This window comes from Gynuella sunshinyii YC6258 (assembly GCF_000940805.1).
GTDB lineage: Bacteria > Pseudomonadota > Gammaproteobacteria > Pseudomonadales > Natronospirillaceae > Gynuella > Gynuella sunshinyii.
The window spans coordinates 4,634,991-4,659,036 of sequence record NZ_CP007142.1; the positions used below are offsets into that span (position 1 = coordinate 4,634,991).

The following is a 24,046-nucleotide window of genomic DNA, read 5'->3' on the forward strand; positions in this document are numbered from 1 at the left end:
CAATACTTCGTCGATTTATAGGAAAAAAATCTATATTTCCCGTCAACTAATGGTTGCATTGCAATTAGAAGGCCAGTCTTTGCCGTTATGGCGGCAAGTGTTAGCAGCAGGGCCTGTATCAATCGAGTGGGTGTCCCCTAAGCAGCATTTTCCCTCAATCAGGTGGGTGTCCCTTAAACAATTGAGTGGGTGTCCCCTAAACATTTACTAAGCATTTGAGTGGGTGTCCCTCATAACATAGCGTTGTCATTCTGGCGGCAAGCGTTAGCAGCATGGTCTGTGTTGGTATGGCGGCAGATAAAAGAAGAAAGAAAGCAGTATATAAAACCGATGAGATTACAGGCCTGTGTGGCCGTCAGATCAGGTTTGACACAGGAATGATTTCTTCACGAAATCATTCCTGGCTGAAAGTCATCAGGCAAAAATTGCCCGATCAACATCCACGCCCAGTTCGCGGAAACGAGCCAGCTTATAACGTAGCGTTCTGGGGCTGATCCCCAGTCTTTCGGCAGCTTGTTTTTTGCGGCCACCACAGTTACGGATAGTTTCGATAATAATCTCCAGCTCACGCTGTTTAATCTCACTGCCCAGCTCACTGTTGCTCTTTTCGATCCGGCTGGACAGCTCAGCCGTATCACCAAACAGCTCCTGGTTACGCTGTGGTTCAAAGTCCAGTTCCGGCAGATCCACCAACCCCAAATCCTTGTCGGTAATCCAGGCTCCGCTCTGCAGAATCATGGCACGCTGAATCGCGTTATCGAGTTCACGTACGTTACCCGGCCAGTTATATTGTATTAACGCATTGCGGGCGCTGTCGTCCAGACGAACATCTGCCCTACCCATTTTGACAGCATGAATATGAATCAATCGTTCTGCCAATGGAATCAAATCCAGCCGGCGCTCACGCAAAGGCTTCCATTGAATCGGGAACACGCTGAGGCGGTAATACAAGTCTTCTCTGAAGTTACCTTTTTTGACTTCTTCCAATAGATTTCGGTTGGTAGTCGCCAAGACTCTGACGTTCAGTTGAATGGTCTTACGACCGCCGATCCGTTCCACCTCCCGTTCCTGCAACACCCGCAGTAATTTTGCCTGTAACCCCAAATCCATTTCGGAAATTTCGTCCAGTAGAATGGTGCCGTTATTGGCCTGTTCAAACTTGCCGGGAGAGCTGTTCATCGCTCCGGTAAAGGCACCTTTTTCATGCCCAAACAAGGTGGCTTCCAACATGTTCTCCGGAATGGCAGCACAGTTGATGGCGACAAATGGCTGACCAATACGATTGGAGTTTTCGTGTATGTAACGCGCCAGCACTTCTTTACCCGTACCACTTTCACCGGAAATCAAAATGGTAGAGTCGGTTTTGGCCACTTTCTTTGCCAGATCCAGCACCTGTTGACTGCTGGGTTCCACAGCGACCGGTTCATTCATGTTGACAGGCCTGTCCGCCTTCAGAAACTTCTGGATGGTTTCGATCAGAATACCGGGCTCAAAAGGTTTAACCAGATAGTCAACCGCACCACTCTGAATGGCATCCACCGCTTTACTGACACTACCGTAAGCAGTAATCAACAATACTGGTAATTTGGGGAATTTTTCTCTGGTAATTGCCAGAAATTCATGTCCATCGATCCCAGGCATATTGACATCGGAAACCACAAAATCGACGCTGGAATCATTGAGTCGTGCGACACCGGCTTCTCCCGAACTTGCCTCGACCACTTCAAACCCATTGAGTTCCAGTGTGTCGCAGAGCGCTTCACGCAAGGCCAGGTCATCTTCGACCACGAGAATTGTATGAGCAGTCATTGATTCAGCTCCTATTGATTAATATCGGTAAAAATAAATTAAACTGACAACCGTTTTCATAGTTACGATTGATTGTCACGGTACCCTTATGTCCGGTTATGACTGACTGAACAACCGCCAGCCCCAGCCCGGTACCGTGGGATTTCGTGGTAAAAAATGGTTCCAGAACCTTGTCAACCAGATCTTTCGGCATCCCCGGTCCATTGTCGGTGACATCAATTCGCAGGGTTTTGTGAGCCACCCGGCGACAGTGCACTTCAATTCTGGCATCCCGCTCAATTGCGTCGACCGCGTTATTGATCAGATTCTGAATCGCACCGATCAGAGTTTCCTTATTGCACAGAATGATCTCATCACTCACTTCATTAATAATGTCGAGCTGAGCACCGTGTTCCAGTAACACCGTCTCACAGGCATTTTGCAAATCCAGCATCAATTCTTTGACACTGATTTCATTGAGCAGACGAGAATCACCCTTGGCAAAGATCAGCATGTCACGAACCTGCTGTTCAAGATGATTCAACCGTGCCTGTAGCTTTTGAATAAATTTATCTTTTTGATCAGATGACAGCTCAGGCCGGTTCAGATTTCCAGCGTATAACATGGCTGCTGATAGCGGGGTTCTGATCTGGTGGGCCAAAGACGCAACCATTCGGCCCATCGCACTTAACCGTTCCTGACGGGCAATCTGCTGCTGTAACGAGCGGGTCTGAGTATGATCGGTCAGTAAAATTAACTGCCCGGCACCATCCAGTGCAGTGGTTGCCAGGTTAACCAAGCGACCATTTCTCAGAGAAATTTCGTGTCCATCATTGGCCTGTGGTGAAAAAACAGAACGAATGATGGAGCGCCAGCGCTGGCCTTTCAACGGCACTTCCAGCAATGCTTCTGCGGCGGGATTGGTGTGCTGAATCCGGCCTTTTTGATCCAGTACCAACACGCCAGCCGGCATCAGGTTCAACAGACTTTCGAGTTGGTCGGCAAGCTTTTCTTTTTCTGCCAGCTCCCGCATTCGCTGCTCACTGACGGTCGCCAATTCGCCGCTCAGTTCCACCACACGGGTCTCAAGCCACTGATAAGATTCCGTCAGTTGTTCTGACATTTTATTAAAAACGTCAAAAGCCTGTTTCAGCTCTTCCAGCCGTTCTGCGGAGAGAGAAGCCTCGGCGGTCAATGGAAACATACCCGGCCAGGATAAAGGCTTGGAGCTGTTTCGGGACACCGTAGGCACAGAAACGCCTGCTGTTTTTTCTGACATGAATGATTCAACCTTGTGTCAAAAGCCAGTCATTTTTAGCTGGTTTTGCACAAAGCGGGCCAAAAAAAAACCGGCGGTCAGCCGGTTTCTTAAAATACTATTCCAGAGAGTCAGAAAGTTACGATATTAACGCTGTCAAAGCGGATTCAGGAGCAATAAAAACAGCATAAAAACAACCGGCGTAACCGATTGCTCATCATGCCAGTTCTTTTTTACTCAGATTATATTTACGCATTTTCTCCACCAGAGTAGTTCTGCGTATATGCAGTTTTTCGGCGGCCCTGGCAACGACACCATTGGCATCATCCAAGGCCTGCTGAATCAGGCTGCGCTCCAGATCAGTCAGATATTCTTTCAGATCCAACCCGTTTACCGGTAGCAGAGCCGGTTGATTCGGGTCTGTCGACATCATGACTGAGTTAGTATTGATCATCGACGACTCAGAAACCGCCACTTCCGGCGAATCTGACATAAAACTGCTGTTCGCCAGCTCACCCAGCTCATCAATATGGCGGTATTTTTTTGGCATTTCATTGACGCCAATAACGCCATACGGATGCATAATCGCCAGACGCTCAACCAGATTGGCCATTTCACGAATATTGCCCGGCCATTCATGATTGCTCAAAGACATCACCGCCGCCGAATTAAAACGAATGGAACCTCGCTTTTCATTCTCCATTCTTGAAATCAGCTCATTGAGCAGCAGCGGAATGTCTTCCCGTCGCTCACGCAAAGCCGGCATTTCAATCGGGAATACATTCAAACGATAGTAGAGATCTTCACGAAACGTTCCCTCTTCAATCATTTTTTCCAGATCACGGTGGGTAGCCGCCACAATTCGAACATCGCTGGTAAAGGTCTTGGTTCCACCGACACGCTCAAACGTTCTTTCCTGCAACACCCGCAACAGCTTCACCTGCATGGTCAGTGGCAGATCGCCGATCTCATCAAGAAACAACGTACCGCCCTCGGCCATTTCGAAACGACCGGCACGGGTGGAAATAGCGCCGGTAAACGAGCCTTTTTCATGTCCGAACAGTTCGCTTTCAATCAGTTCGCCCGGAATAGCGCCACAGTTAACGGGTACAAACGGCTTATGACGACGGTGAGAGTTATAGTGCAGATTACGGGCAACCACTTCCTTGCCCGTCCCGGATTCTCCGGTGATCAACACCGTGACATCTTTATCGGCCACCTGGGCCATCATTTCACGTACCGCCTGAATCGTCCGGCTGGACCCGACAAGGCTGCGAAACAGATTGGTTTCCCGGCGCTGATCACGGCCCCGGGATAAATCCATCTGTTCACGATAAACCTGAGCACGATGCAAGGTATCGACCATTACATTATAACTGGGGGGATGTGGAATGCGGGCGATGACTATGCGCTTGAGTTCTTCCTCGACACTTTCATCAGCGTGGAAAGATCCAATCATGATCACTGGCAAACCTCTGTCCCAGGCCATAATCTCAGTTAACACCCGATTAATGCCAACCCGACATTCACCCAAGATAACCGCACTGACTTGGTCTTTAGTCTGAAAAGCCTCGTTGGCCTTAAGCTTCCACTCGTCAACTCCAGAGTCGTATGCCTCTTCCCCAAGAAAATCCATGATGACGCGTACTTCCTGGCGCCGATCGATATTGTCATCGATGATGAGAACTTTCGTCTCTTGCCACATAGCTGACTGGTTCCTGTAACTGAGTCATTTTTGAACAACAACTAACAATGCCTGATGAAATTTGTGATCATATCGACACTTTTTCCATATAGGAGTAGTAAAGAAGGGAAAAAGCAATTAGTCAAATTTATGGCGATTTTTTTTGCAAAAAAAGCTGGAATATTATTTTCATGTTGCAAGAAGTAAGGAAATTAAAAAAAATATTGACGGAAAGCGACAGGCTCTTTTTCTTTTGAGGAATAAGTTTGCCGTTTAACACGGAGGTATATTGCCGGTCTGTAAATGAGTGTAAATCGTCCTTAAGTCCAATGTATCGAACTCAACCGGCCAGGGCGGAGGAAAAACGCAGATAAATATGTTCGATACTGGCGTTGATAACCCGCTGATAGACAGCGGTCATACCCAACAGGTGACGGCGCAGACGTTCCGTCTGTAGAACGTCCAGATCCGGCCATTCTGACAGCTCATGCATCCACATCTGACACTCGCTTTCGACCATGGCTAACCGTTGCCAGTCCTGCTGATCGGCGGTATCCACCAGACGTTGCTGCAGTCGGGTCAGATGCTCCAGAGCATGATCGAATTGCATAGTGGTCTCCCCGTTTGATCAGCGATTTTGGATGTAAGCCTTGGCTTCTTCTTTAATACCTTCCCAGGCGACTTTAATTTCACCCAACAATCGTACCACTTCATCCAGCGCGTTTATGTCATTACGGACATTGGCCTCAAACAGCCGTTGCTGCATGTACTCGTACAAACGTTTCAGGTTGAAGGAAATTTCCCCTGCGTCCATGTTCAGGCTGCTGTTCAGGCCACCAATAATGGCAATAGCCTTATTGATGCTGTTGTTGCGGCCTTCAATATCGCCACGCTCTATGCACCCTCGGGCCTGGGCCATTCGGGACATCGCGCCCTCCAGCAACAACTGAATCAGCTGATGAGGATCGGCATCGACGATGCTGGTTTGATTACTGACTGCCTGATAATGGTTGGCACCTGAGCTGTACATACTATCTCCCGATAATTGACCACTTACTCAAAAGTAGATCCTTCCCTGCTGTTTGACCATAAGCAAACTGATTTCTGTGAGAAACCTCTGAATAATGACCTGGATCACCTCACCGAGATGATTCAGCGGCCCCCTACTTCCCTACCCTCTAGTCAGCGGCGCGAATCCTCAAAACTTGAGCACTTTCACCATTTTCTTTTTTAAAGCGGCACATTCAGCAGTGGCACAGCCGTTGCACCGGTACTCCATACATGGCAGTCAGGATTGTTAAAAAAATCGCTAACCTGTTGATTTTTAACAACCTTACTCATTCTTCATTTGGTAGATACGTGAGAGGCAAGCCGGCAAACCTTGTCCGGTGGGAGGAACAGATGAGCCGTTCAGCAACAACCGTCCGGAAATTTACAGAGGATCAAAGTGATCAGTTCAAGATCTCCACTCTGTTAAATTCCGCTGAGGCACTTTATGAAAAAAGCCTGAACCCCAGACTTAAAAATGAGCAGTGTGCCGCCTGCCGGAAAGAAGCCAAGGATATTGCAGACATTCTTGCCAATATCAAAGAAACCCGGCCGCTGGCACTCAACTTACTGGCACGCATCGCGATTGATGAAGGCTTTTACGATCAGGCCAACAGCCATCTGGTATACGCCCTCAAAGAAGCGCCGGAAGATCCTTCTCTGCTTTACAGTCAGGGGCATGTGTTTCTGGCGCGCCAGGAGTACGAAGAAGCGGAAAAACTGTTTGCCCGCGCCTTTCGGATAAACCCGTCACTGACCCGGGCAGCCAGCTCGCTGGCGTACACCAAAACGCGGCAGGGAAAATTCGTAGAGGCGTTTCAGGACTATCGGGAACTGATCAAATCCCATCCTGATGACCCGCACATCCGGACCAAACTGTTCGAATGCACCGCCAAGATCACTGCCAACCACTACGACGAAGAACTGGCCGACGACATCCTGTCGCTATACCTGCTGGAAGGCATCGACTACACCGCTCTGGGCAACATCACCGCTTCACTGCTGATCCATAAGTATGATATTCCATCATTACTTCAGCACGGTCTGCCGCTGGGTATCGTGGATACCGTCTGCCAGGACAAACTATTGTGCGAAGCCTTAAGCAAAATTATTTTCTGCCAGCCGGATCTGGAAAAATTCATTACCCAGATCCGAAAACAGCTATTGCTGGAAAGCCTGGTGCAGTCCGATTTGAAGCAACTGCATGTGAATCTGGCGGTTGCGCTGAGCCTGTATGCCTCCAACATGGAATACAGCCTGTATATCGACTCTCAGGAATACAACCTGCTCTCCGCCCTGGAAGACCTCATCAACGCCGTGATCAGCGCCACCGGCTGGAAACCCTCTGATCTGGCCGGAGCCACATTGCTCTACGGCATGTACCTGCCCATGGACGAACTGAGCTGTGCAACCGAACTGGCTAAATTCTCCGTCAACCGCTGGCCGGTATGGGCCCGTAAAACCATCAACCATGCCTTGCTGGAAATTATCCAGGAGAAACAGAACTGCGACAAAATTCCGTCGATTGGTCAGATCAGCGATGCCACCAGCCAGAAAGTACAGGCCCAATACGAGCAAAACCCCTACCCGCGCTGGCTGCACCTCAGTTACAACACCCCAACCAATTATGGCCGGGCGATGGAACAGGAATTTCCGGATTTTCGGGCTCCCTCGTTTTTCAACACAGGTGACATTAATGTCCTGATTGCCGGTTGTGGCACCGGTCAGCATGCTATCAAAGTCGCCAAATATTTCCGTAACGTGAATGTTACCGCCATCGACCTGAGCCGCCGCTCACTGGTATACGCCAGCAAAATGGCCGAAAAATATCACGTCAAAAACATCGAGTTTATCCAGGCGGATATTCTCAACCTCGATCAATTGAAACAACAGTTTCACATCATCGAAAGTTCCGGCGTGCTGCACCACATGGCAGATCCGATGGCTGGACTGGCGGCCCTGAAAGAACGGCTCGTACCTGGGGGGCTGATGAAACTGGCGCTGTACAGCCGGGCGGCACGACAGATTATTCTGAAATCCCGGGAATTGATTCAGAAAAACAAACTGACCGGCAGTGCTCAGCATATTCGCCTGTTCCGTCAGGCGATTCTGCACAACAACAGCAGCACGGCATTTTCCGGCATGTTAAGCTCCTCTGATTTTTACAATATGAGCGGCTGTCGTGATCTGGTGTTCCATGAACATGAAACCCAGTTTGACCTGCTACAAATCGACGAGATGCTCACCCGGTTCAACCTGAACTTTATTGGCCTGCTGGTGCAACCGCTGCAGCGACTGGAATTCATTGAGTTTATTGGCAGCGATCAACAGCGCGGTACCCTAGCGGAATGGGCCGAGTTTGAACAACAGCATCCGCAGTCGTTTGGCGGCATGTATCAGTTCTACTGCCAGAAACCCAGGCAAGCCCCAACTGTTTAGGGTACTCCGATTACAGCGGCCAGTGATGGCCGCTTTGATCAACCCCGGGCACCATTGATGGCCGGATTGATCATTCCAGAACGCCTCCTCTTCGCCATTTCTGTGTTTTTCCCTACTCCCATTTGAGTAATACGCTAACGCAGCCTGTGCGCTCTTAAACGGCACCGCGCAAACAGAAATGGCCATTCACACAGAAGATTTAACCGCAGCGCTAGAGACTTTACTCATCGCACACTTCAGGTTACTGTTGTGCCGCGCTGGCAAAAAACCAGCGCCGGGATTGGAACCCCCGAAAATCACTTCACGGCGGTACATTGAGACGCTTTTGCGTCTTTTTTTGTACTGGTGCTTACGCACGCCTGTCTGTTTTGGCAGGCCGGGCGGGCCAGCTTCGGCTGGGCCGCTTTCCGTGAAGAGCGGTAGGTTCCAACCCGTTTCGGCCTGCCCCCCAGTTTCGCTTGGAACCGGACTGAGGGGGCATTGTTTTCTACAATGTTCACGGGAAATTTCATGTCTTCTATTCAATTATCCGAAGCCCAAACGAAAGAACTACTGTGTCACCGCTGCCTGAGCGTTCGCGACGAACACGGACAAACCCATCACCTGCCGGATTTCAGAGCCTTTGGTCTGGCCTACACACGCCGCGACGCCTGCAGCCAGGTCAGCGCCATACTCACGTTTATGCAGGCCCAACTCGGCCTCTACGACCATCCCTCCTTCAACGGCATGGACGAAGAAGCCCTGATCGGCCAAACCCTCATCCTCAGCCTGTGCCGCTCACTGCTCGCACTGCCGGAAAATTAACCCCCACAAACAAAAAAGCCCGGAACAAATCCGGGCTTTTATTGACAACCAAACCAATAGCCATGCTGACTATCGCCAGCAAAGCAAACAGCCGGTTTTTTCTGTGCAAATAATAGTTGCCATAACAACTGAAATTATTATGCAGAAAACCTTTCTGTTTTTTGGAGGGTTGTGTGGTAGTGATTTATGAGCGTGAGGGATATGCGTTTATGTTTTTTGGGGCTGCCTGTGTGGCAGTGAACAGCTCATCGGCAAAACTGAGACTTCCTTCATTTTTCTAAGCTGCCTGTGCGGCAGTGAACTGACATTAGCGAGTTACTCGCCGCTGAGACTTTTTCTAAGCTGCCTGTGCGGCAGTGAACGGCTTTCCTGAGAACATTTAAGCCATCCTTGATTTCTAAGCTGCCTGTGCGGCAGTGAACGGTAACGGTTTACACCATATTGCGCCAGATTCTTTCTAAGCTGCCTGTGCGGCAGTGAACGTTTATGGAATGGTTGTCATCTTTACGTGATATTTCTAAGCTGCCTGTGCGGCAGTGAACGCTTCTCTAAAAACTTGCCTTCAACCTCATCATTTCTAAGCTGCCTGTGCGGCAGTGAACGGACTGGCGTGTGACGCAGAGTTATCAGTATCTTTCTAAGCTGCCTGTGCGGCAGTGAACTTAAATTTTTGGAGCTGGTGGCGGCCCTGGGCTTTCTAAGCTGCCTGTGCGGCAGTGAACATTCCGGACGCGGCGCGCTCCGTACTGGAAGTTTTCTAAGCTGCCTGTGCGGCAGTGAACCATTTTTAAGTGTTCTTGATCTCGCTGTTGCTTTTCTAAGCTGCCTGTGCGGCAGTGAACGTTGTGTGCGAGCGTTGATGACTGGTCTTTGTTTTCTAAGCTGCCTGTGCGGCAGTGAACGAATCCTATGGACCCAATGACCCCTCGTTTGATTTCTAAGCTGCCTGTGCGGCAGTGAACTTACCATCTCGACCGGGGTCAAATCCCCGTTTTTTCTAAGCTGCCTGTGCGGCAGTGAACATTACCAGATTCCGCAATCATCAGAATGTTGCTTTCTAAGCTGCCTGTGCGGCAGTGAACGCCATGCACGGCCTACAGCGTCTCGAGAGTCATTTCTAAGCTGCCTGTGCGGCAGTGAACTATTCAAGTAATCGAACCCACATCGCAATTTTTTTCTAAGCTGCCTGTGCGGCAGTGAACAACTATTTCTTTTCATAATGTTATATCCATTGTTTCTAAGCTGCCTGTGCGGCAGTGAACGTATGAACCAAAGATACTCGTGATCAGCGTAGTTTCTAAGCTGCCTGTGCGGCAGTGAACAAAACCGTCACTATTGCAGATTATCGCCCGTTTTTCTAAGCTGCCTGTGCGGCAGTGAACCTGTAGGGACTGGATCAACTGACCCTTCTCCGTTTCTAAGCTGCCTGTGCGACAGTGAACTTCGAATGCCTGGGACTGGGCAGAGAACAAATTTTCTAAGCTGCCTGTGCGGCAGTGAACCGTGTGGGATCCGAATATCAACAAAGTGGTTTTTTCTAAGCTGCCTGTGCGGCAGTGAACATCTTCATCTACCTTGTACCATTTTCCATGATTTTCTAAGCTGCCTGTGCGGCAGTGAACGTGGTCCCGTCAGAATCGTTATGATTTCTATTTTTCTAAGCTGCCTGTGCGGCAGTGAACAAAGCGATTGCCACGCGCAAGGAAATCTATAATTTCTAAGCTGCCTGTGCGGCAGTGAACTGAAACATAAACGCAAAAAAATAAGTCACAACAATCACTTAGCGAAAAAACAACGGTTTGACCAATGTTTTTGGGCCGGGTTGTAACTTATTGATTTTCAAACAATTTTTTAAGGAGCCAAAAAGATTGGTATGTTTGGTATCAATCTTTGGTTTTCCCTGTGTCGGCGTTACCTCGGTCTGATGCGATGTCGGGTGTTATGCCTGGCCATCATAAACAGCCGGGATGACGCGGTTGTCTCAGGGTTTTGCTTTTTTACTGCGATTGCGACCCGGTTGCAAGTGCTTATGGTTGTCAGCGGGTTTTATGATTCCTCAAACTCGCTGATCCGTGCAGTATGCGGTGGTTTGGAATGGTGCAAGGGCATTTTCGATACTGAGGTACCGGCAGGTCAGCGGTCATTGTGACCGCCGGCGGGGGTGTCTTACCCGGCTAACGATAGTGAGCCCCAGGCGATTACGGTGTTTTTGGATGACATCACGATATGTCCGGGGCCGCTATTATGGTGATCTGGGTGATCTATGGCGGAGTCGGCTCAGTCATCGTTCATTTCCGGCTGTGGCTCGCCAAATACGGGAAAGCCCTGTTCATCCCAGTGGAAGGTCTGCACGCAGGTGTGGCGGTTGGGGTCCCACAGGGGATCTCCCTGGATGTCGGTGTAGTTGCGGGCGTGGTATACGAGGTAGTCTTTGGTGTGTTCGCGGTCGCGGGTAAAGCTGTTGTGGCCGGGGCCGTAGATGTCCGCCTCGGGGCGGCTGGCAAATACCGGCCGGGGGCCTTTATGCCAGGCTTTGGGGTCCAGCAGGTTCTCATGCTCACCAGCCCACAGCAGGCCCAGGCAGTAGCGTTCGTCGGTGGCACTGGCGGAGTAGCTGATGAATATTTTGCCGTTGCGAATGATAACGGCCGGACCTTCGTTGACCCAGAAGCCTTTGATTTCCCATTCGAACTCAGGCCGGCTGATCATCACTGGCTGGCTGTTCAGGGTGGTGGCATCGGCCAGGGTGGCAATGTAGAGGCAGGAGTTGCCTTTGTGTACCGGGTGTTTCTGGGCCCAGACGTAGTAATGCTGTTGCTGATGGGTAAACACGGTGGCATCGAGACAGAAGGTGTCGATGCCGGAATCGACCTGGCCGGCGAAGGTCCACTTACCGGAGATGGGGTCTTCGTCATGGCAGGTCAGGGCGTACATTCGATGCTGGAATGCGTCGTTGAATATTTCCCGGTTGGGAGCGGCGGCAAAGTAGATGACCCAGTGTCCAAAAATGTGGTGAATTTCAGGTGCCCATATGAGGTCGCTCGCTGGCCCGCTGTCGGGTTTGTGCCAGACGGTGACGATGTCTGCGGTGGTGGCCAGCTCGGTGATGGAATCGGCACGGCGCAGTTCTATGCGGTCGTATTCGGGTACTGAGGCGATAAAGTAGTAGCGGTTATCGCTGTGCAGCAGAATCTGTGGATCGGCCCGCTGCAATATGATTGGGTTAGTGGTCATGGGGTTGTGAACCTCTGCAAAAACCGGGACGGCGGTGATGGTACTGGCGGGTCTGCCAGAAAGACGGTCGTCGGCCGGTCTGTTGTTGTCGTTGTTAAGTCTGAAAACTGTCCGTTATTGTTCATAGTTTTTTTGGGCACGGTTATGGCGCTGTGCATTGGTGTTATGGGAAGTGGATTCCCGGACGGACAGTTCTCCTTCAATCTTTGTCTGGGCAATGCCTTCGATCATTCCAATCAGACAGTAATCCACCGCCATTCTGCCCATTTCGTCATAGGGCAGATCTATGCTGCTCAGGGGTGGTAACAGTTCGCCTGCCAGGAGTTGGTTGTCGAAGCCCATAACGGCGATGTCTTCGGGAATCTTTCTGCCCTGTTCCTGGATGGCCTGATATACGCCGACCGCCATAAGGTCGCTGGCGCAGAAGATGGCATCGATCTGCTCTCCGGCACTCAACCATGTTCGCACTTGCAGGTAGCTCTGTCTGACTGACCAGTTACCTGCGGCGATCAGCCTCTCGTTGATCGGGCAATCTGCGTTGATCATGGCCTGTCGATAACCTCTGACACGTTGATTGGATGATTCCGACCAGCTCTCTCCGGTGATCATGGCTATTTTCCGATATCCCTGATTGAGCAGGTGCTCGGTGGCACGAAAGCCTCCCATGAAGTCCGCCGGCACGATGGTGGGAATTCGTATTTCTTTGCTGTCGAAACAGTTGAGATAAACCAGTTTCTGATGAGCGGCAACGGTTACAGCGGTGATTTCGCGCAGACTGTTGATGGCATAAATGACACCCTGGCAATCAATATCTCTGACCACTTGTTGGAGCATGTGTGCTAACAGTTGCATGTCGTCTTCGTAATCGAAAATGGTTAATACGGTATTCAATTCCCAGGCTCGTTTTTGAGCGGCGGAAACCGCACTGATAAACGGGTCATGCATGTTGAGGCTGTTAATGAGCAGTATGAGTGATCCGGAGCGATCATCATGATGCACCTTTCGCCTTAAGGGGTATCCCATTTCTTCGGCGATTTGCAGCACTCTGCGGTTGGTCTCACTGGATACTCGGATGGTATCTGAGCCGTTGATAATGGCTGAAACTGTGGGTTGCGATACGCCGACAGCGGAGGCGATATCCATCATGGTGACTTTTTTCTTGCGCATGGCATCTCTCAGCAGCTGACGGGTGGAGATTTACCCCCACCCGTGTCAGTCATTACAGATTGGCCAACATGTCGTTGATGCGACGCTCAGCTTCTTTCAGGGCTTCATCAATGGGTTTGACCCCGGTGACTGCTGCGGCCAGTTCTTCACCGAGAATATCCTGAACGGCAAACTGGCGTTTGACACCTTCAGGCAAGCCGGTTCCGCGTGTGGTGACGGAGAGCAGTGACTGGCGGTGTGGGAGTTTTAAGAATTCCGGCATGGTCAAAACGGATTTCACGCTGGGCAGATGACCGGTGCGCGACCATTGATAGTCGTTTTCTTTCATGAATTTGAAGAATTCGGCAGTGGCGGCCAGTTTGGCTTTATCCCGTTTTTTATTGGGCATGACCCATGAGTGTCCGTCGACGTAGAGTTTGTCGTTCTGGAACAGTTGCGGATAAGGAACGGCCATGTAGGCATTGTAGATTTCGCTGTCTGGATTGTGGGATTCCACTTCGAATGCACCTAACAACCAGTTGCCGTTCATGAGGATGCCACCATCACCATTGGTGAATCCGGATACCGATGCCGGGTAATCCATGTTTTTGGTGGTCAGGTCTTCATCGTAAATTTGTTTTAGCATGTTAACTATGTTGCGGGCTTTGTCGCTTTGTAAGGATACTTTGTCGGGGTTGGCGAAAAAGTCGGAATCCTGTTCAAACATGTAGGTATAGAACAGCCGGGTATAGGCTGAGGTTTCGTTGGAGAGAATCTGTACCAGGTAGGGTTTGCCGGTGGCTTTTTTAAACTGCCGCGCCTGCTGCAATAATTCTTCCGGGGTGTGAGGCAACATCAGCTGGCCGTCTTCGCTCACCAGACCGGCCTGTTTCATCAGTTTCAGGTTGATGTGAAACAGCATGGTCCAGGTATCGATTGGCAGGCCATATACCTGACCTTCTTTGACGATGCCACGGGCAGCGGTATCGGTGAAGTCGTCTAAAGCAACCCCGGCCTGTTTCATCAAATCATCAATGGGCAAAATCAATCGGCGGGACTGGTAATCGGAGATGACGGAATTATGCATGGTAACCAGGTCCGGTGGCGTGCGGGATGCCATCTGAGCGGTGAGCTGGTCATATCCCGGCCATTCAACCGTGGTGACTTTGACTTTGATGTCCGGATGTTCTGCGGAGAACTGATTGATCAGGCTGGTCATGATGCCGCATTCGCCTTCGGCTTTATCTACATCGGTATTGGTACCGTATTGAGCATCACAGGCACCGAAAAAGCGTTGCAGGTGCAGTTCTGTTTTTGCCATCGCACCGCCGGCTGCCATGCAGACCGACAGGATGACCGGTAGCAGTAGAGGTTGTTTTTTCATGGTAATGACCTTTTTTGTTGTTATTGCATTGAACCGAACGTCGCCGGATTCGTCGGCGATCCGTGTTGGGTTAATGTGCCCGTACCACTGATACCGGGCACTGACCCGAATGCGTTATTGTTTGACTGCCCCACCGGCCACAGCCGTGACAATGTGTTTCTGGAAGAAGATATAGACCAGGATGATAGGCAGTGCTGAAAACACAGCCTGAGACGATAGATAACCAAGCCCCTCGCTTTGGGCGAAATTCATTTGCGATGATGCAATGCCCACTGTCAGGGTAAACATTTCCTGTTCTGTAGCAGAGATCAGCGGCCAGAAGTAGTCATTCCAGGAGGTTAAAAACGTCAGGATCCCCAGGGTGGCCTGAGCCGGAAGGGTCAGCGGTAACAGCACTTTCCAGAATACTTTGAATTTGCTGGCACCATCGAGTACGGCGGCTTCGGTGATTTCTGATGGGATGGCTTTGAAAAACTGGGTCATCAGGAATACGCCAAACGGTCCGGCCAATCCTGGCAGCACTAAACTGGCATAGGTATTGTGCAACCCCAACAGACTGAATATCTGATGACGGGCAATAATGACGGCCTGCTCTGGAACAGCCAATCCCATCAGGACCACTATGTATAGTGTGTTCTTGTAGGGAAATTCCAGCTTTGCAAATGCATACCCTCCCAATGAGGACAGAATTAACACCCCCGCCGTCATACAGCAGGAAACGATAAAGCTGTTTTTTAACCAGCCAAATACCGATGAACTTTTGAGGATGTCCAGATAGTTCTGCAGGGTATATGGAAAATGGAATACGGCTTCTGTTCCGAGCATGAGTTCCTGATTGGATTTGAGGCTCAGGCCTACGGTCCACAAAAATGGAGACAACATGATCAACGCCAGTATACCGGCACTCCACATGCCAAAGCGCTGGTTTCTGGAACCAAATAATGAAACTTCGCGAACCGCTACAGAATGTTTACGGCGGTTTATTCCGGATTTGTCTGGCTGTAATACTTTTAACTGGGTCATACGTCAGCTCCCTTACGACGGCTTACATAAAACTGTGCCATGGCAGCAATGAGAATGATCAGAAACAGCAATTGCGACGCCGCCGCTGCCATACCAACATCCCAACGCCGGAATCCCAGATCGTAGATATACATCACCATGGATCTGGAGCTGTTATTCGGACCACCATTGGTCATGAGCAGTGCCTGTCCAAATAATTGGAACTGCATGACAATTTCAATAATGATCACCAGTACGATGGTTCTGCCGATAGAGGGTAATGTGATTCGAAAGAACACCGCCCAGCGATTGGCGCCATCGATGGCTGCGGCCTCATAGATCTCTCTTGGGATCTGTTGCAGGGCCGCTATAAACAGGATCATAGGTAATCCCAGGCACCACCAGACCGTTGCGATGGCAATTGAGATGAGGGACCAGTCCGGATCGGACAAAAAAGAAATCGGCTCCAGGCCGATATGGGTAAATAATGTAGCCATCAACCCATCATTTGGAATAAAAATGATACGCCAGATGAGGGTAACCACTGTTACCGAGAGAATGGTTGAGGCAAAAAAGACACCTCTCAACATACTGGTCACCCTGGTCTTTTGATTCAACACCAGCGCCAATAACAAACCGACTACGACCAGCGCCGGAACGGTTAATATAACAAAGTACAAGGTATTCCAGACGGTCTGCCTGAAAATTCTGTCATGCAGTAACCGAACATAGTTATCGAGACCAATAAATTTTCCGGGTCCGAACAAATCCACTTTCTGAAAACTGAGATATATCCCCCAGAACAACGGCACGACTATCATGCCTACAAAAACCAATAAATAGGGAAGCAGAAATGAAAAACTGGACAGCTGCTCTTTACGGCTATTGGTAAAACTCATGTATTACCTCCTGTCCCTGGGTGATGCAACAGAAGTATTCAGAACAGATATTTTTATACCAAACTGAACTGAATACAGGTCGACTCAAGGACGCTGGTACGCAGACATCTGAAAACTGCGCAAGTTATTGTTATTTTGAGCGTCCATAATATTATTACTAATATTATAATCGACATAGAAATTATGGCTGTTTATCTTGTTTTTTTGGTTATTCGGATAAAACGACACCTGGTACATGAATACGAATATCATGAATATGCTGACGAATCCGTTCTGATTTTTTCTGCAAAATTTTCAATTGGGTAACAGTTCGGTCGAATAAGGGGTTATCTGTGGCTGGTCTTGTACCGGGAGCATTCGCTGATAGCTCACCGTTCAGAGAGCAATCCGGATTGAGTGTCAGTGAAAAGCACAACAGCGTTGTTGCTTTTCATCTTCACGTGCTGAAAACCATTTGCTGATGGCTTGGGCAAATCTGGTTCCCTGATGCTCCTCATTCAGCCATATTTGACCGGCAATCAAATGTAGTTCAAAAAACGCGGACAGGCTTTTGAGCGATAAAGCCTTACCTTTTATGAGCATACTCACCAATAATATTCCGAAGCTTTGGTACATACAGCAATTAGCACACTCAATTTATCCTGTATATTCAAATGCTTGCATATATCCGGCTAATGGGTGTGCAGTTTTTTCGGGACCGATACCGATCTGTAATTGATCCTTCACATCAGCCCCCTAATCTCTCGACTCCATTCAACTATTTGGAGTCGATTTTGTGAGCACACTGTCTTATCGTAAATGGTTAGCCCCACTCTCTTTTGCTGTTTTACTGTCAGCATGTGGAGCGGATGATTCTTCAAACAGCACTTCTGATGCAGACCAGAACCAGGATGGGTCTGCCGTCGCTGCAAAGGCAAGCTACACTATCGCGGTACTGCCGGACACCCAGAAATATGCCCGCTATTCGCCGGAACGTTACAACGCCCAAACCCAGTGGATTGCCGACAATTACAAAGATGAAGGCATCGTGTTTACTTTGCACCTGGGAGATGTTGTTGACCGTGCAGATCAACCGGCTGAGTGGCAGTATGCCCGCCAGGCGATGGAGATTCTTGAGGCCAATGCCGAGACTCCCTACAGCATTCTCGCCGGTAATCATGACGTTATGAATGCAGGTCAATAGGATAATGAACGGACTCTTGAAAACGAGCCTTTCCTCAAAAATTTTCCGGCCACTTTGCAGGCGAGTAACTTCACTACTTTTAAAGGCACCGATAGTACTGGATTCAATAGCTATCATATTTTCTCGGCGGGTTCACGGGAGTTTTTGGTGCTGGCGCTGGATTGGCGTGTTTCTGAAGACAGTATTGCCTGGGCTCAGGGTGTTCTTGATGCGAACCCGGACTTGCCGGCTATTTTGACGACCCATCAGTTGCTGAATATTGCCGGGGATGATGAGACGGCTATTTTTACTGACCATGGGGCATATCTCTGGGACAAATTGATCAGTAAGAACGATCAGATTTTCCTGACCTTCAACGGTCACCATCACGGTGAAGCGATGATGGTAGCGAAAAATGCCTATGGCCGTGATGTGGTGATGGTGGTGGTGGATTACCAATCAGGATTCTGGGGCGGCAATGGAATGATGCAGCTTGTTGGTTTCAATGAAACCGACAAAGAACTGGAATTCCATTCATTTTCTCCCTGGGTGGCGGCTATGCCGGAGAGCGAGCGTATGCCACAGGATCAATTGTCCCGCTGGGAATTTTCTGTCCCTATGAACTTCAATACCCGTTTCAACAATTTCAACCAGGAGGAAAGCGCTGATCAGCCGGGCAACATCGACGGAACTGAAGCCTATTGGATTCTCGACAACGCACATAAAATCACCACAACGGATGGCTCCGTTCAATTCCGCGATGCCTCCGGAAATGGCAACAGTCTTCATCTTGAAGCCTTTAACGATCCTCAAGGTTCACAGGAAAATTATTTCACTGTCATTTCAGACGCTCCCGCTTTTGGTAATGCTTCAGGATCAGCCAATTTTGAGGGCAACAATGCCACCGGCGGGTACTACCTGACGACCAATGGCCCGGGTTTGACCTTTACCAACAGCAGCGCAGGCAAACCCGGATATCTGCCGACTTACACGATTGAAGCGGTGGTAAAACTGAACAATTGGAAATCTGAAGACAATCAATGGTCTGCGGTACTGAATCATCGCCCCGATATCTCTCAGGTGTGTCAGTACCACGATCTGTCCTGTACTGGCGAAGATTATTCGCTGGGATTGAATATTTCATCACTCCAGGAGTTTCAGTGGGTGAGCACTGCTCAGAATGGCAGATCGGAGAGCAACTGGTCCTGGGAAATCATGGACGACTATTGGTACCACGTAGCCATTGTCAATGATGGTCAGTATGCCCAGATGTATGTCGATGGCTCTCTGGTTATGCGCACTGGTGAAAGTGTTGGTGAGCTGAATGGTTTACTGGTTGAGCCGGGTCAACCGTGGTCAATTGGTATCAGCAGCTGGCAAGGCGCAGCGGCTGATCTGTTTGCAGGCCAGATTTCGGAAGTTCGCATTAATAATCGCGCGCTGGATAGATCCGAATGGCTTTTGAACCGTTAAGCACTCACCGCTCCCCTGCTTAACAACCCAAACAATCAACCCCCACGGCTAACGTGAGGGTTGGTTGTGTTTGATGCTGCCCGTCCATACAGAGCACCGAGGCACGATATTCTGATGGCAGGTATCAGATTAATCATCGCTTGAGTTCATGGATTCAAACTGTTGAGCCAGGTAATCCTCAGTGGTGTTCAGTGTTGAGATGAGCGCATCGTTATAAATGAAGCTCGCCGACAAACGCTCGTAGTACGCGTCCATACGCTTATCGAGCCTGTCTTTTTCATCTTCAAGCTGGGTCTTTTGATCATCCAGGTTGGAAAGCTTGGTTTCAATCACACCGTTGGAATCGAGCATGTCGTCCAGTATTGCGGAAAGCTCGCCAAAAATGCCCTGTATGTAGTTCACACTGCCGCGACTGCCTGTGGTGGTACCTTCTATTTTTAAAATAATACCAGCGGCCGGGTTTTCCTCACCGGTCGCGTCTTTGCCGTCTACTCCGGCAGTCGCACTGGACATTCCCAGTATTGAAGACAGTCCATCCGATATCGACGTCAGCCTGACGGTTGAGTCTGTGCCGGTAGAGACTGAGAAAATGCCAAAAATAGCCGTGTCTTCGTCATATTTGATATCGACAGCGAGATCTTTTTCAGACAGATTTTTATCCGCATTAATTTGTTCTTTGATTTCAGCGATCAGGTCGTCGGAGCTGGCGTAGGTGCCTTCAGTGAGGGTGATATCCTGTGATTCAACGCCATCCACCTTTATCCTGAAAGTCTTGTTACTGCTGTCAATCACGACAGCACTGCTGAAATCTGCCCCGGGATCTCCCAATACGTAGCCATTGGTTGCAGCTTCATCGCCCTTGCCAGCGGTCAGATACTGTCCCTTACCGGTTGCCTTGATCCCATTTATGGTCCCTTCAACATCAACACCGACAGCACCTTCTGCACTGGAGGAGTCGGTAGGATACAACCCCAACAACGCCGCAGCACTGACGCTGGGATTGGAAATATCGACGGTGGTGTTGTTATCAAACTTGATCAAAAAGCCACCGTTTCCATCACTGTTCTGGCTGTAGCTGACCGTTGACTGGGAGTCAAAACCGACATAAGAACCCAGTGACAAACCAAAGGCGTTGAAGCCATTGAGGTTTGGGCTGCCGGTGGTCAAACCCAAAGTAGCGGTGGTGTTGGCATCTGCTGAGGAAACATAAATGGATGCATCGGCACCAAATGTGGCAGAGGTTTTCTCTCCGTTTTTGGAAACTGTTTCGAAGTAAATCTGATTTGAGTCATCGAGTTTGGCCACGATGTCTCCAGCGGCAAATACGCCACCGCCATTATAGTTGGCCAACGTAGTATCTAACTGGCCCTGAATGTAGGCCAGAGTATCCTCGACACTGGTGCTGACATCATCGTCCAGTGTTACGGTTAGTTCCTGTCCATCCACCGTCAGAGAGAAGGTTGAAGGCGACGCACTGAAATCAATACCGGCATTAATAGCGGCTCCGGGTGTTGTGGTGTCGCCCTGCCCATCGGACAGAATCTGGATTTCCTGATTGCTACCGGTATTGGCGGTGGACAGCACCAGGCCATTGGATGAAAGACTGGCAACGACATTACCGGCATCACCTCCCATGGCAGCATCAATGGCATTTTGTATGGATGTCAGGTTGTCGGTATCAAAGGTGTCCACCAATACGTCATATTGGGTGCCATTCCAGTCGAAGGAAAAACCGTAAGCATTGGTGCCAAAATCGATATCGCTGCTCAAATCCACCAGGCCTTTAACGGTCTGTGCGGCCTGTGCGCCAGCAGCGATATTGGCATCTCCATTGATGGCGCTCTGAATCGCCGCCGCCAGATCATCTCCGGTCTCGTAGGTACCGGCTGGAACAGTCACGGTGCCGGATTCGACTGTACCAAAACTGTTGCTGTAGTCGATCTCAAAAGTTGTGCCGGCCGGAACGGTCACGCCACTGGTCGAAGTGCCAGCCGCATCCCCCAAACCTAAAAAGTCCATATTGGAAGCGACGACATTGGTCAGTTCCAGGGTCTGACTGCCGGCTTCCGGGGTGCTGCTGAATACTATTCGACCGGCGCTGGTGAACGATGCCGTTACTACACCGGCCAAACCTGCTGAAGCCAGTTCTGAATTGATATAAGACAGCATGTCATCACGGGTACGATCAGTGGTGACTTCACCATTGGTATTCACCACGTCACTCATGTCTTCATCCAGAGTGATGGAATACGTGCCATCGTTGGCTGCCGTGCCAGACAATACCAGATCAAATGTCATGGTGTTGGATGAGAAGTCATAGGAGTCTTTCTCGGATATAGCCCCACTCCCCGGCGCGGTCGTTGCGCCAAATGCGGTATCTGACAGGGATGAGAAAAAGCTGCCATTGACTCCACCCTGCCCGGGCGCCCCAATGCCCAGAGTATTGGAAACAGTGGCATCCAGGTTGGAAAATGACAGTGAACTGGCACTGCCATATTTACTGGAGGTAAATTCAAGCCGCTGTTCTGAACTGTTAAATTCAACCGAAATGCTGCTGCCGCTTTCGCTGATCGTGGAGTTATTGTTAATCGCGCTCTGTATCATCAGAGCCAGCTCATCGCCGCTGCTGTACTGACCATGTTCAAGAGTAATGGCTGCACTTGTACCATTCAGGTTGACGGTAAAGCTATCGTTTGATCCGCCGATGACCACACTCGAGGCGAAATCAAAGGCATCCACTGACAGACCCTCAACCTTGGCCTGGGTGGCTGCCTGGGTGATCTCGACATCGTAGCTGCCTGGCTGTGCAGTTCTCCCCAGAGAAATGATACTGACCAGGGAATCTGTTGCGGTTTTGGAGTTAGCCAGAACACCCGCCACATTATTGGCATCGTCCTGCAGTGCTGTTTCAAAAACTGATGAGTTGAAAACCAGTTTATAGTCGTCGTCTTTATTCGTGGTAATACCGATATCGGCCAACGATTGGTAGTCTCCACCCAAACCGTCCACCACGCTCAACAGCGTACGTTTGACTTGATACTGAATGCTTCTGAGTGTGGAATCTCCCAACAGAATGCCGGTTTTGACATCTTCTTCATCATCGCTTTCTTCAAATGCGGTCAGGGTGTCGTATATGTCTTTATAGTCATTATAGGCAGAAATAAAGGCTTCCATATCTTCAGAAGCTGCAGACACATCACGGGCAACCGTTAAGGTGACATCTTTGCCATCAGTATCGGATGTCAAATTCAAGGTGACACCTTTAATGACCTCTGTCAGCTGGTTGCTCTCGCTGGTAATACTGAGTCCGTTCACCTTCAGCGCCGCAGACTGGGCAGCCTGTGTTTCCATCATGTTACTGTTTTCGTCGTTCTGTGCGGAGTTATAAGCAAGGGACTGCAGACCGGCATCACCATTCACAGTAATTTCCATACTGTTGCTTTCACCGGTTTCATCAGACGTGAGCAGCAGGCGATATCCCTGGCCGTCGTTAACAATGGAAGCCGTAACACCACCGTCCGCCTTGTTGATGGCATCGCGAATACCCGCCAGCGTGTTATTGGAGCTGTCTATTTTTAAATTGATGATGCCGGCATCTGCATTCTGGGTAAAACTGTCGTAGTCACCGGTGTTGGCATCGTACGTAGTCGAGCCAAACTTAATCGTCATTGTGCCTGTGCCAACTGAGTCTGTGATAGAGGTGTAACGCTGGCTGGCAAGAGTATGTGCCTTGGCGATAGAACTGATATTTAAGCTGTAGGTACCGGTAATCGCGGTACTTGAGGTCGTTGCAGACAGTACCGAAGAATCAGATGCGGATGCGGTGGTTTTGGTGATAGTGGAGGATTCAGCCAATGCGTTGGCCGCTGAGTACAGATTGTCGAGTACACTTTGAACAGCACCATACGCCGTTATCCGGGCATCGATAACAGCTTCTTTTTGATCCAGGCGCAAATCAGACGCTTCACGCTCTGACGCAATAATGCTGTCAAGCAGTTCGGTCGTCAGCAGACCAGACCCCACGCCCAATGACCCTATGCTAGCCATGGTTTTTACCTACCCTAAGAAAGATGACATCAACGTTAATATCGGCAGCCAGGCAAAGTTCTTGATGATTGCCTTGTAACCAGTTGTAGTTTTATGAACTGATATATCGTTAAGCACCTTTTAAGCCAATCGGATCAAAAACAATCCATAGCCCGGTGTACTTTTTGACGTGCCAGAATCCTTTTGACACAAAAAAGCCGGCGTGCTGCCGGCTTTGATTTCACCTTCGTTCTCTACACTCTTGCTGAGAATAAGACTGAAGGTTCCTGCTCATTTAGTCGCTTTGCCAAAGAAACCATTTCCTCACTGGGTATCTGACGAATCAGCTCTTCAGTTTCAGCATCGTATACGCTGATTACGGTAATACCGGCTTCTTCATCCATTTTAAAGTTCAGACCACGTTGTTCATTCTGCATATAGTCCTGTAATTTGGCTATAGCATCATCAACCATGCGCTGTTCTTCTACCGTTGCTGCTGTTTCCTTCTTAACAATACGGTCAACATCGACCTCTTTCCCTTTCTCCGCTGGCAAACTATTGCCGCCATTCACAGATCCTTTGGGTGCCGAGGACTGAGGCCGAGCATTGGCTTCAAACACATTCGAAGTTCGTATATCGCTCATATTCCACCTCGTCGCTACCTTAGTTCACAACTTTTTGAGAAGCTGCCTTTAGTATA

At 49.6% G+C, this 24,046-nt stretch carries 17 protein-coding genes and 1 CRISPR repeat array; of the genes, 4 read left to right on the top strand and 13 right to left on the bottom strand.

Translation table 11 applies throughout. The features are described 5' to 3' along the window. Positions 1-414: 414 nt before the first annotated feature. The 5 genes from YC6258_RS19295 to fliS all read right to left on the bottom strand — a co-directional run bounded on the left by YC6258_RS19295 (position 415) and on the right by fliS (position 5,760). Entirely contained in the window at positions 415-1,809 is a 1,395-nt protein-coding gene (locus tag YC6258_RS19295; RefSeq protein WP_044618371.1) for a sigma-54-dependent transcriptional regulator, read from the bottom strand. A gap of 4 nt (positions 1,810-1,813) precedes the next feature. Further along, a complete protein-coding gene (locus YC6258_RS19300) occupies positions 1,814-3,067 on the bottom strand; it encodes a sensor histidine kinase (RefSeq protein WP_144407699.1) in 1,254 nt (417 codons plus the stop codon). 196 nt (positions 3,068-3,263) lie between these two features. Further along, positions 3,264-4,751 (bottom strand): sigma-54-dependent transcriptional regulator, encoded by a 1,488-nt coding sequence (locus YC6258_RS19305; protein WP_044618372.1) that lies wholly within the window; start codon positions 4,749-4,751, stop codon positions 3,264-3,266. A gap of 319 nt (positions 4,752-5,070) precedes the next feature. Then, positions 5,071-5,340 (bottom strand): hypothetical protein, encoded by a 270-nt coding sequence (locus tag YC6258_RS19310; protein ID WP_044618373.1) that lies wholly within the window; start codon positions 5,338-5,340, stop codon positions 5,071-5,073. A gap of 18 nt (positions 5,341-5,358) precedes the next feature. Further along, positions 5,359-5,760 (bottom strand): flagellar export chaperone FliS, encoded by a 402-nt coding sequence (gene fliS, locus YC6258_RS19315; protein WP_044618374.1) that lies wholly within the window; start codon positions 5,758-5,760, stop codon positions 5,359-5,361. A gap of 371 nt (positions 5,761-6,131) precedes the next feature. Between fliS and YC6258_RS27565 the strand changes: the two genes are divergently transcribed. Then, positions 6,132-8,216, top strand: a complete 2,085-nt coding sequence (locus YC6258_RS27565; RefSeq protein ID WP_169748997.1) for a class I SAM-dependent methyltransferase — start codon at positions 6,132-6,134, stop codon at positions 8,214-8,216. A gap of 510 nt (positions 8,217-8,726) precedes the next feature. Beyond that, on the top strand, positions 8,727-9,020 hold the full coding sequence (locus YC6258_RS19325; RefSeq protein WP_044618375.1) for a hypothetical protein: 294 nt from the start codon (positions 8,727-8,729) through the stop codon (positions 9,018-9,020). Positions 9,021-9,234: 214 nt separating this feature from the next. Further along, positions 9,235-10,762: a CRISPR direct-repeat array (repeat unit 28 nt; unit sequence TTTCTAAGCTGCCTGTGCGGCAGTGAAC). 535 nt (positions 10,763-11,297) lie between these two features. Here YC6258_RS19325 and YC6258_RS19335 read toward each other — a convergent pair. The 6 genes from YC6258_RS19335 to YC6258_RS19360 form a co-directional block, all read right to left on the bottom strand. Then, positions 11,298-12,254 carry a glycoside hydrolase family 43 protein gene (locus tag YC6258_RS19335; protein ID WP_044618377.1) on the bottom strand — a complete coding sequence of 319 codons (957 nt, stop codon included), beginning with the start codon at positions 12,252-12,254 and terminating at the stop codon, positions 11,298-11,300. A 114-nt stretch (positions 12,255-12,368) separates the two neighbouring features. Beyond that, positions 12,369-13,421, bottom strand: a complete 1,053-nt coding sequence (locus tag YC6258_RS19340) for a LacI family DNA-binding transcriptional regulator (RefSeq protein WP_044618378.1) — start codon at positions 13,419-13,421, stop codon at positions 12,369-12,371. 52 nt (positions 13,422-13,473) lie between these two features. Beyond that, on the bottom strand, positions 13,474-14,784 hold the full coding sequence (locus YC6258_RS19345) for an ABC transporter substrate-binding protein (protein ID WP_044618379.1): 1,311 nt from the start codon (positions 14,782-14,784) through the stop codon (positions 13,474-13,476). A 114-nt stretch (positions 14,785-14,898) separates the two neighbouring features. Beyond that, a complete protein-coding gene (locus tag YC6258_RS19350) occupies positions 14,899-15,807 on the bottom strand; it encodes a carbohydrate ABC transporter permease (protein ID WP_082070815.1) in 909 nt (302 codons plus the stop codon). Beyond that, the gene (locus tag YC6258_RS19355; protein ID WP_044618380.1) at positions 15,804-16,685 is read right to left on the bottom strand and encodes a carbohydrate ABC transporter permease; all 882 of its coding nucleotides are present in this window, start codon (positions 16,683-16,685) and stop codon (positions 15,804-15,806) included. The genes YC6258_RS19350 and YC6258_RS19355 overlap by 4 nt, the downstream gene beginning before the upstream one ends. A gap of 399 nt (positions 16,686-17,084) precedes the next feature. Beyond that, positions 17,085-17,273: a hypothetical protein gene (locus tag YC6258_RS19360; protein ID WP_144407700.1), complete on the bottom strand. Its 189-nt coding sequence runs from the start codon at positions 17,271-17,273 to the stop codon at positions 17,085-17,087. A 187-nt stretch (positions 17,274-17,460) separates the two neighbouring features. Here YC6258_RS19360 and YC6258_RS31040 point away from each other — a divergent pair, with 187 nt between their 5' ends. Together YC6258_RS31040 and YC6258_RS19365 are read left to right on the top strand one after the other, a co-directional pair. Continuing rightward, complete coding sequence (locus YC6258_RS31040; RefSeq protein WP_245626961.1) at positions 17,461-17,868, top strand: metallophosphoesterase; 408 nt, start codon at positions 17,461-17,463, stop codon at positions 17,866-17,868. Positions 17,869-18,015: 147 nt separating this feature from the next. Further along, on the top strand, positions 18,016-19,320 hold the full coding sequence (locus YC6258_RS19365) for a LamG-like jellyroll fold domain-containing protein (RefSeq protein WP_245626962.1): 1,305 nt from the start codon (positions 18,016-18,018) through the stop codon (positions 19,318-19,320). Positions 19,321-19,449: 129 nt separating this feature from the next. Here the strand turns inward: YC6258_RS19365 and fliD are convergent, their stop codons facing one another. After that, on the bottom strand, positions 19,450-23,367 hold the full coding sequence (gene fliD / locus YC6258_RS19370) for a flagellar filament capping protein FliD (protein ID WP_044618382.1): 3,918 nt from the start codon (positions 23,365-23,367) through the stop codon (positions 19,450-19,452). Between the two features lie 233 nt (positions 23,368-23,600). Continuing rightward, entirely contained in the window at positions 23,601-23,990 is a 390-nt protein-coding gene (locus YC6258_RS19375) for a flagellar protein FlaG (RefSeq protein ID WP_044618383.1), read from the bottom strand. Between the last annotated feature and the right edge of the window lie 56 nt (positions 23,991-24,046).

What these genes read in the sequence shown, in the direction of transcription:
- YC6258_RS19345 (WP_044618379.1), bottom strand. Translation starts at nt 14,784, where the DNA reads ATGAAAAAACAACCTCTACTGCTACCGGTCATCCTGTCGGTCTGCATG.
- YC6258_RS27565 (WP_169748997.1), top strand. Translation starts at nt 6,132, where the DNA reads ATGAGCCGTTCAGCAACAACCGTCCGGAAATTTACAGAGGATCAAAGT.
- YC6258_RS19335 (WP_044618377.1), bottom strand. Translation starts at nt 12,254, where the DNA reads ATGACCACTAACCCAATCATATTGCAGCGGGCCGATCCACAGATTCTG.
- YC6258_RS19350 (WP_082070815.1), bottom strand. Translation starts at nt 15,807, where the DNA reads ATGACCCAGTTAAAAGTATTACAGCCAGACAAATCCGGAATAAACCGC.
- YC6258_RS19295 (WP_044618371.1), bottom strand. Translation starts at nt 1,809, where the DNA reads ATGACTGCTCATACAATTCTCGTGGTCGAAGATGACCTGGCCTTGCGT.
- YC6258_RS19375 (WP_044618383.1), bottom strand. Translation starts at nt 23,990, where the DNA reads ATGAGCGATATACGAACTTCGAATGTGTTTGAAGCCAATGCTCGGCCT.
- fliD (WP_044618382.1), bottom strand. Translation starts at nt 23,367, where the DNA reads ATGGCTAGCATAGGGTCATTGGGCGTGGGGTCTGGTCTGCTGACGACC.
- YC6258_RS19340 (WP_044618378.1), bottom strand. Translation starts at nt 13,421, where the DNA reads ATGCGCAAGAAAAAAGTCACCATGATGGATATCGCCTCCGCTGTCGGC.
- YC6258_RS19300 (WP_144407699.1), bottom strand. Translation starts at nt 3,067, where the DNA reads ATGTCAGAAAAAACAGCAGGCGTTTCTGTGCCTACGGTGTCCCGAAAC.
- fliS (WP_044618374.1), bottom strand. Translation starts at nt 5,760, where the DNA reads ATGTACAGCTCAGGTGCCAACCATTATCAGGCAGTCAGTAATCAAACC.
- YC6258_RS19355 (WP_044618380.1), bottom strand. Translation starts at nt 16,685, where the DNA reads ATGAGTTTTACCAATAGCCGTAAAGAGCAGCTGTCCAGTTTTTCATTT.
- YC6258_RS19305 (WP_044618372.1), bottom strand. Translation starts at nt 4,751, where the DNA reads ATGTGGCAAGAGACGAAAGTTCTCATCATCGATGACAATATCGATCGG.
- YC6258_RS19310 (WP_044618373.1), bottom strand. Translation starts at nt 5,340, where the DNA reads ATGCAATTCGATCATGCTCTGGAGCATCTGACCCGACTGCAGCAACGT.
- YC6258_RS19325 (WP_044618375.1), top strand. Translation starts at nt 8,727, where the DNA reads ATGTCTTCTATTCAATTATCCGAAGCCCAAACGAAAGAACTACTGTGT.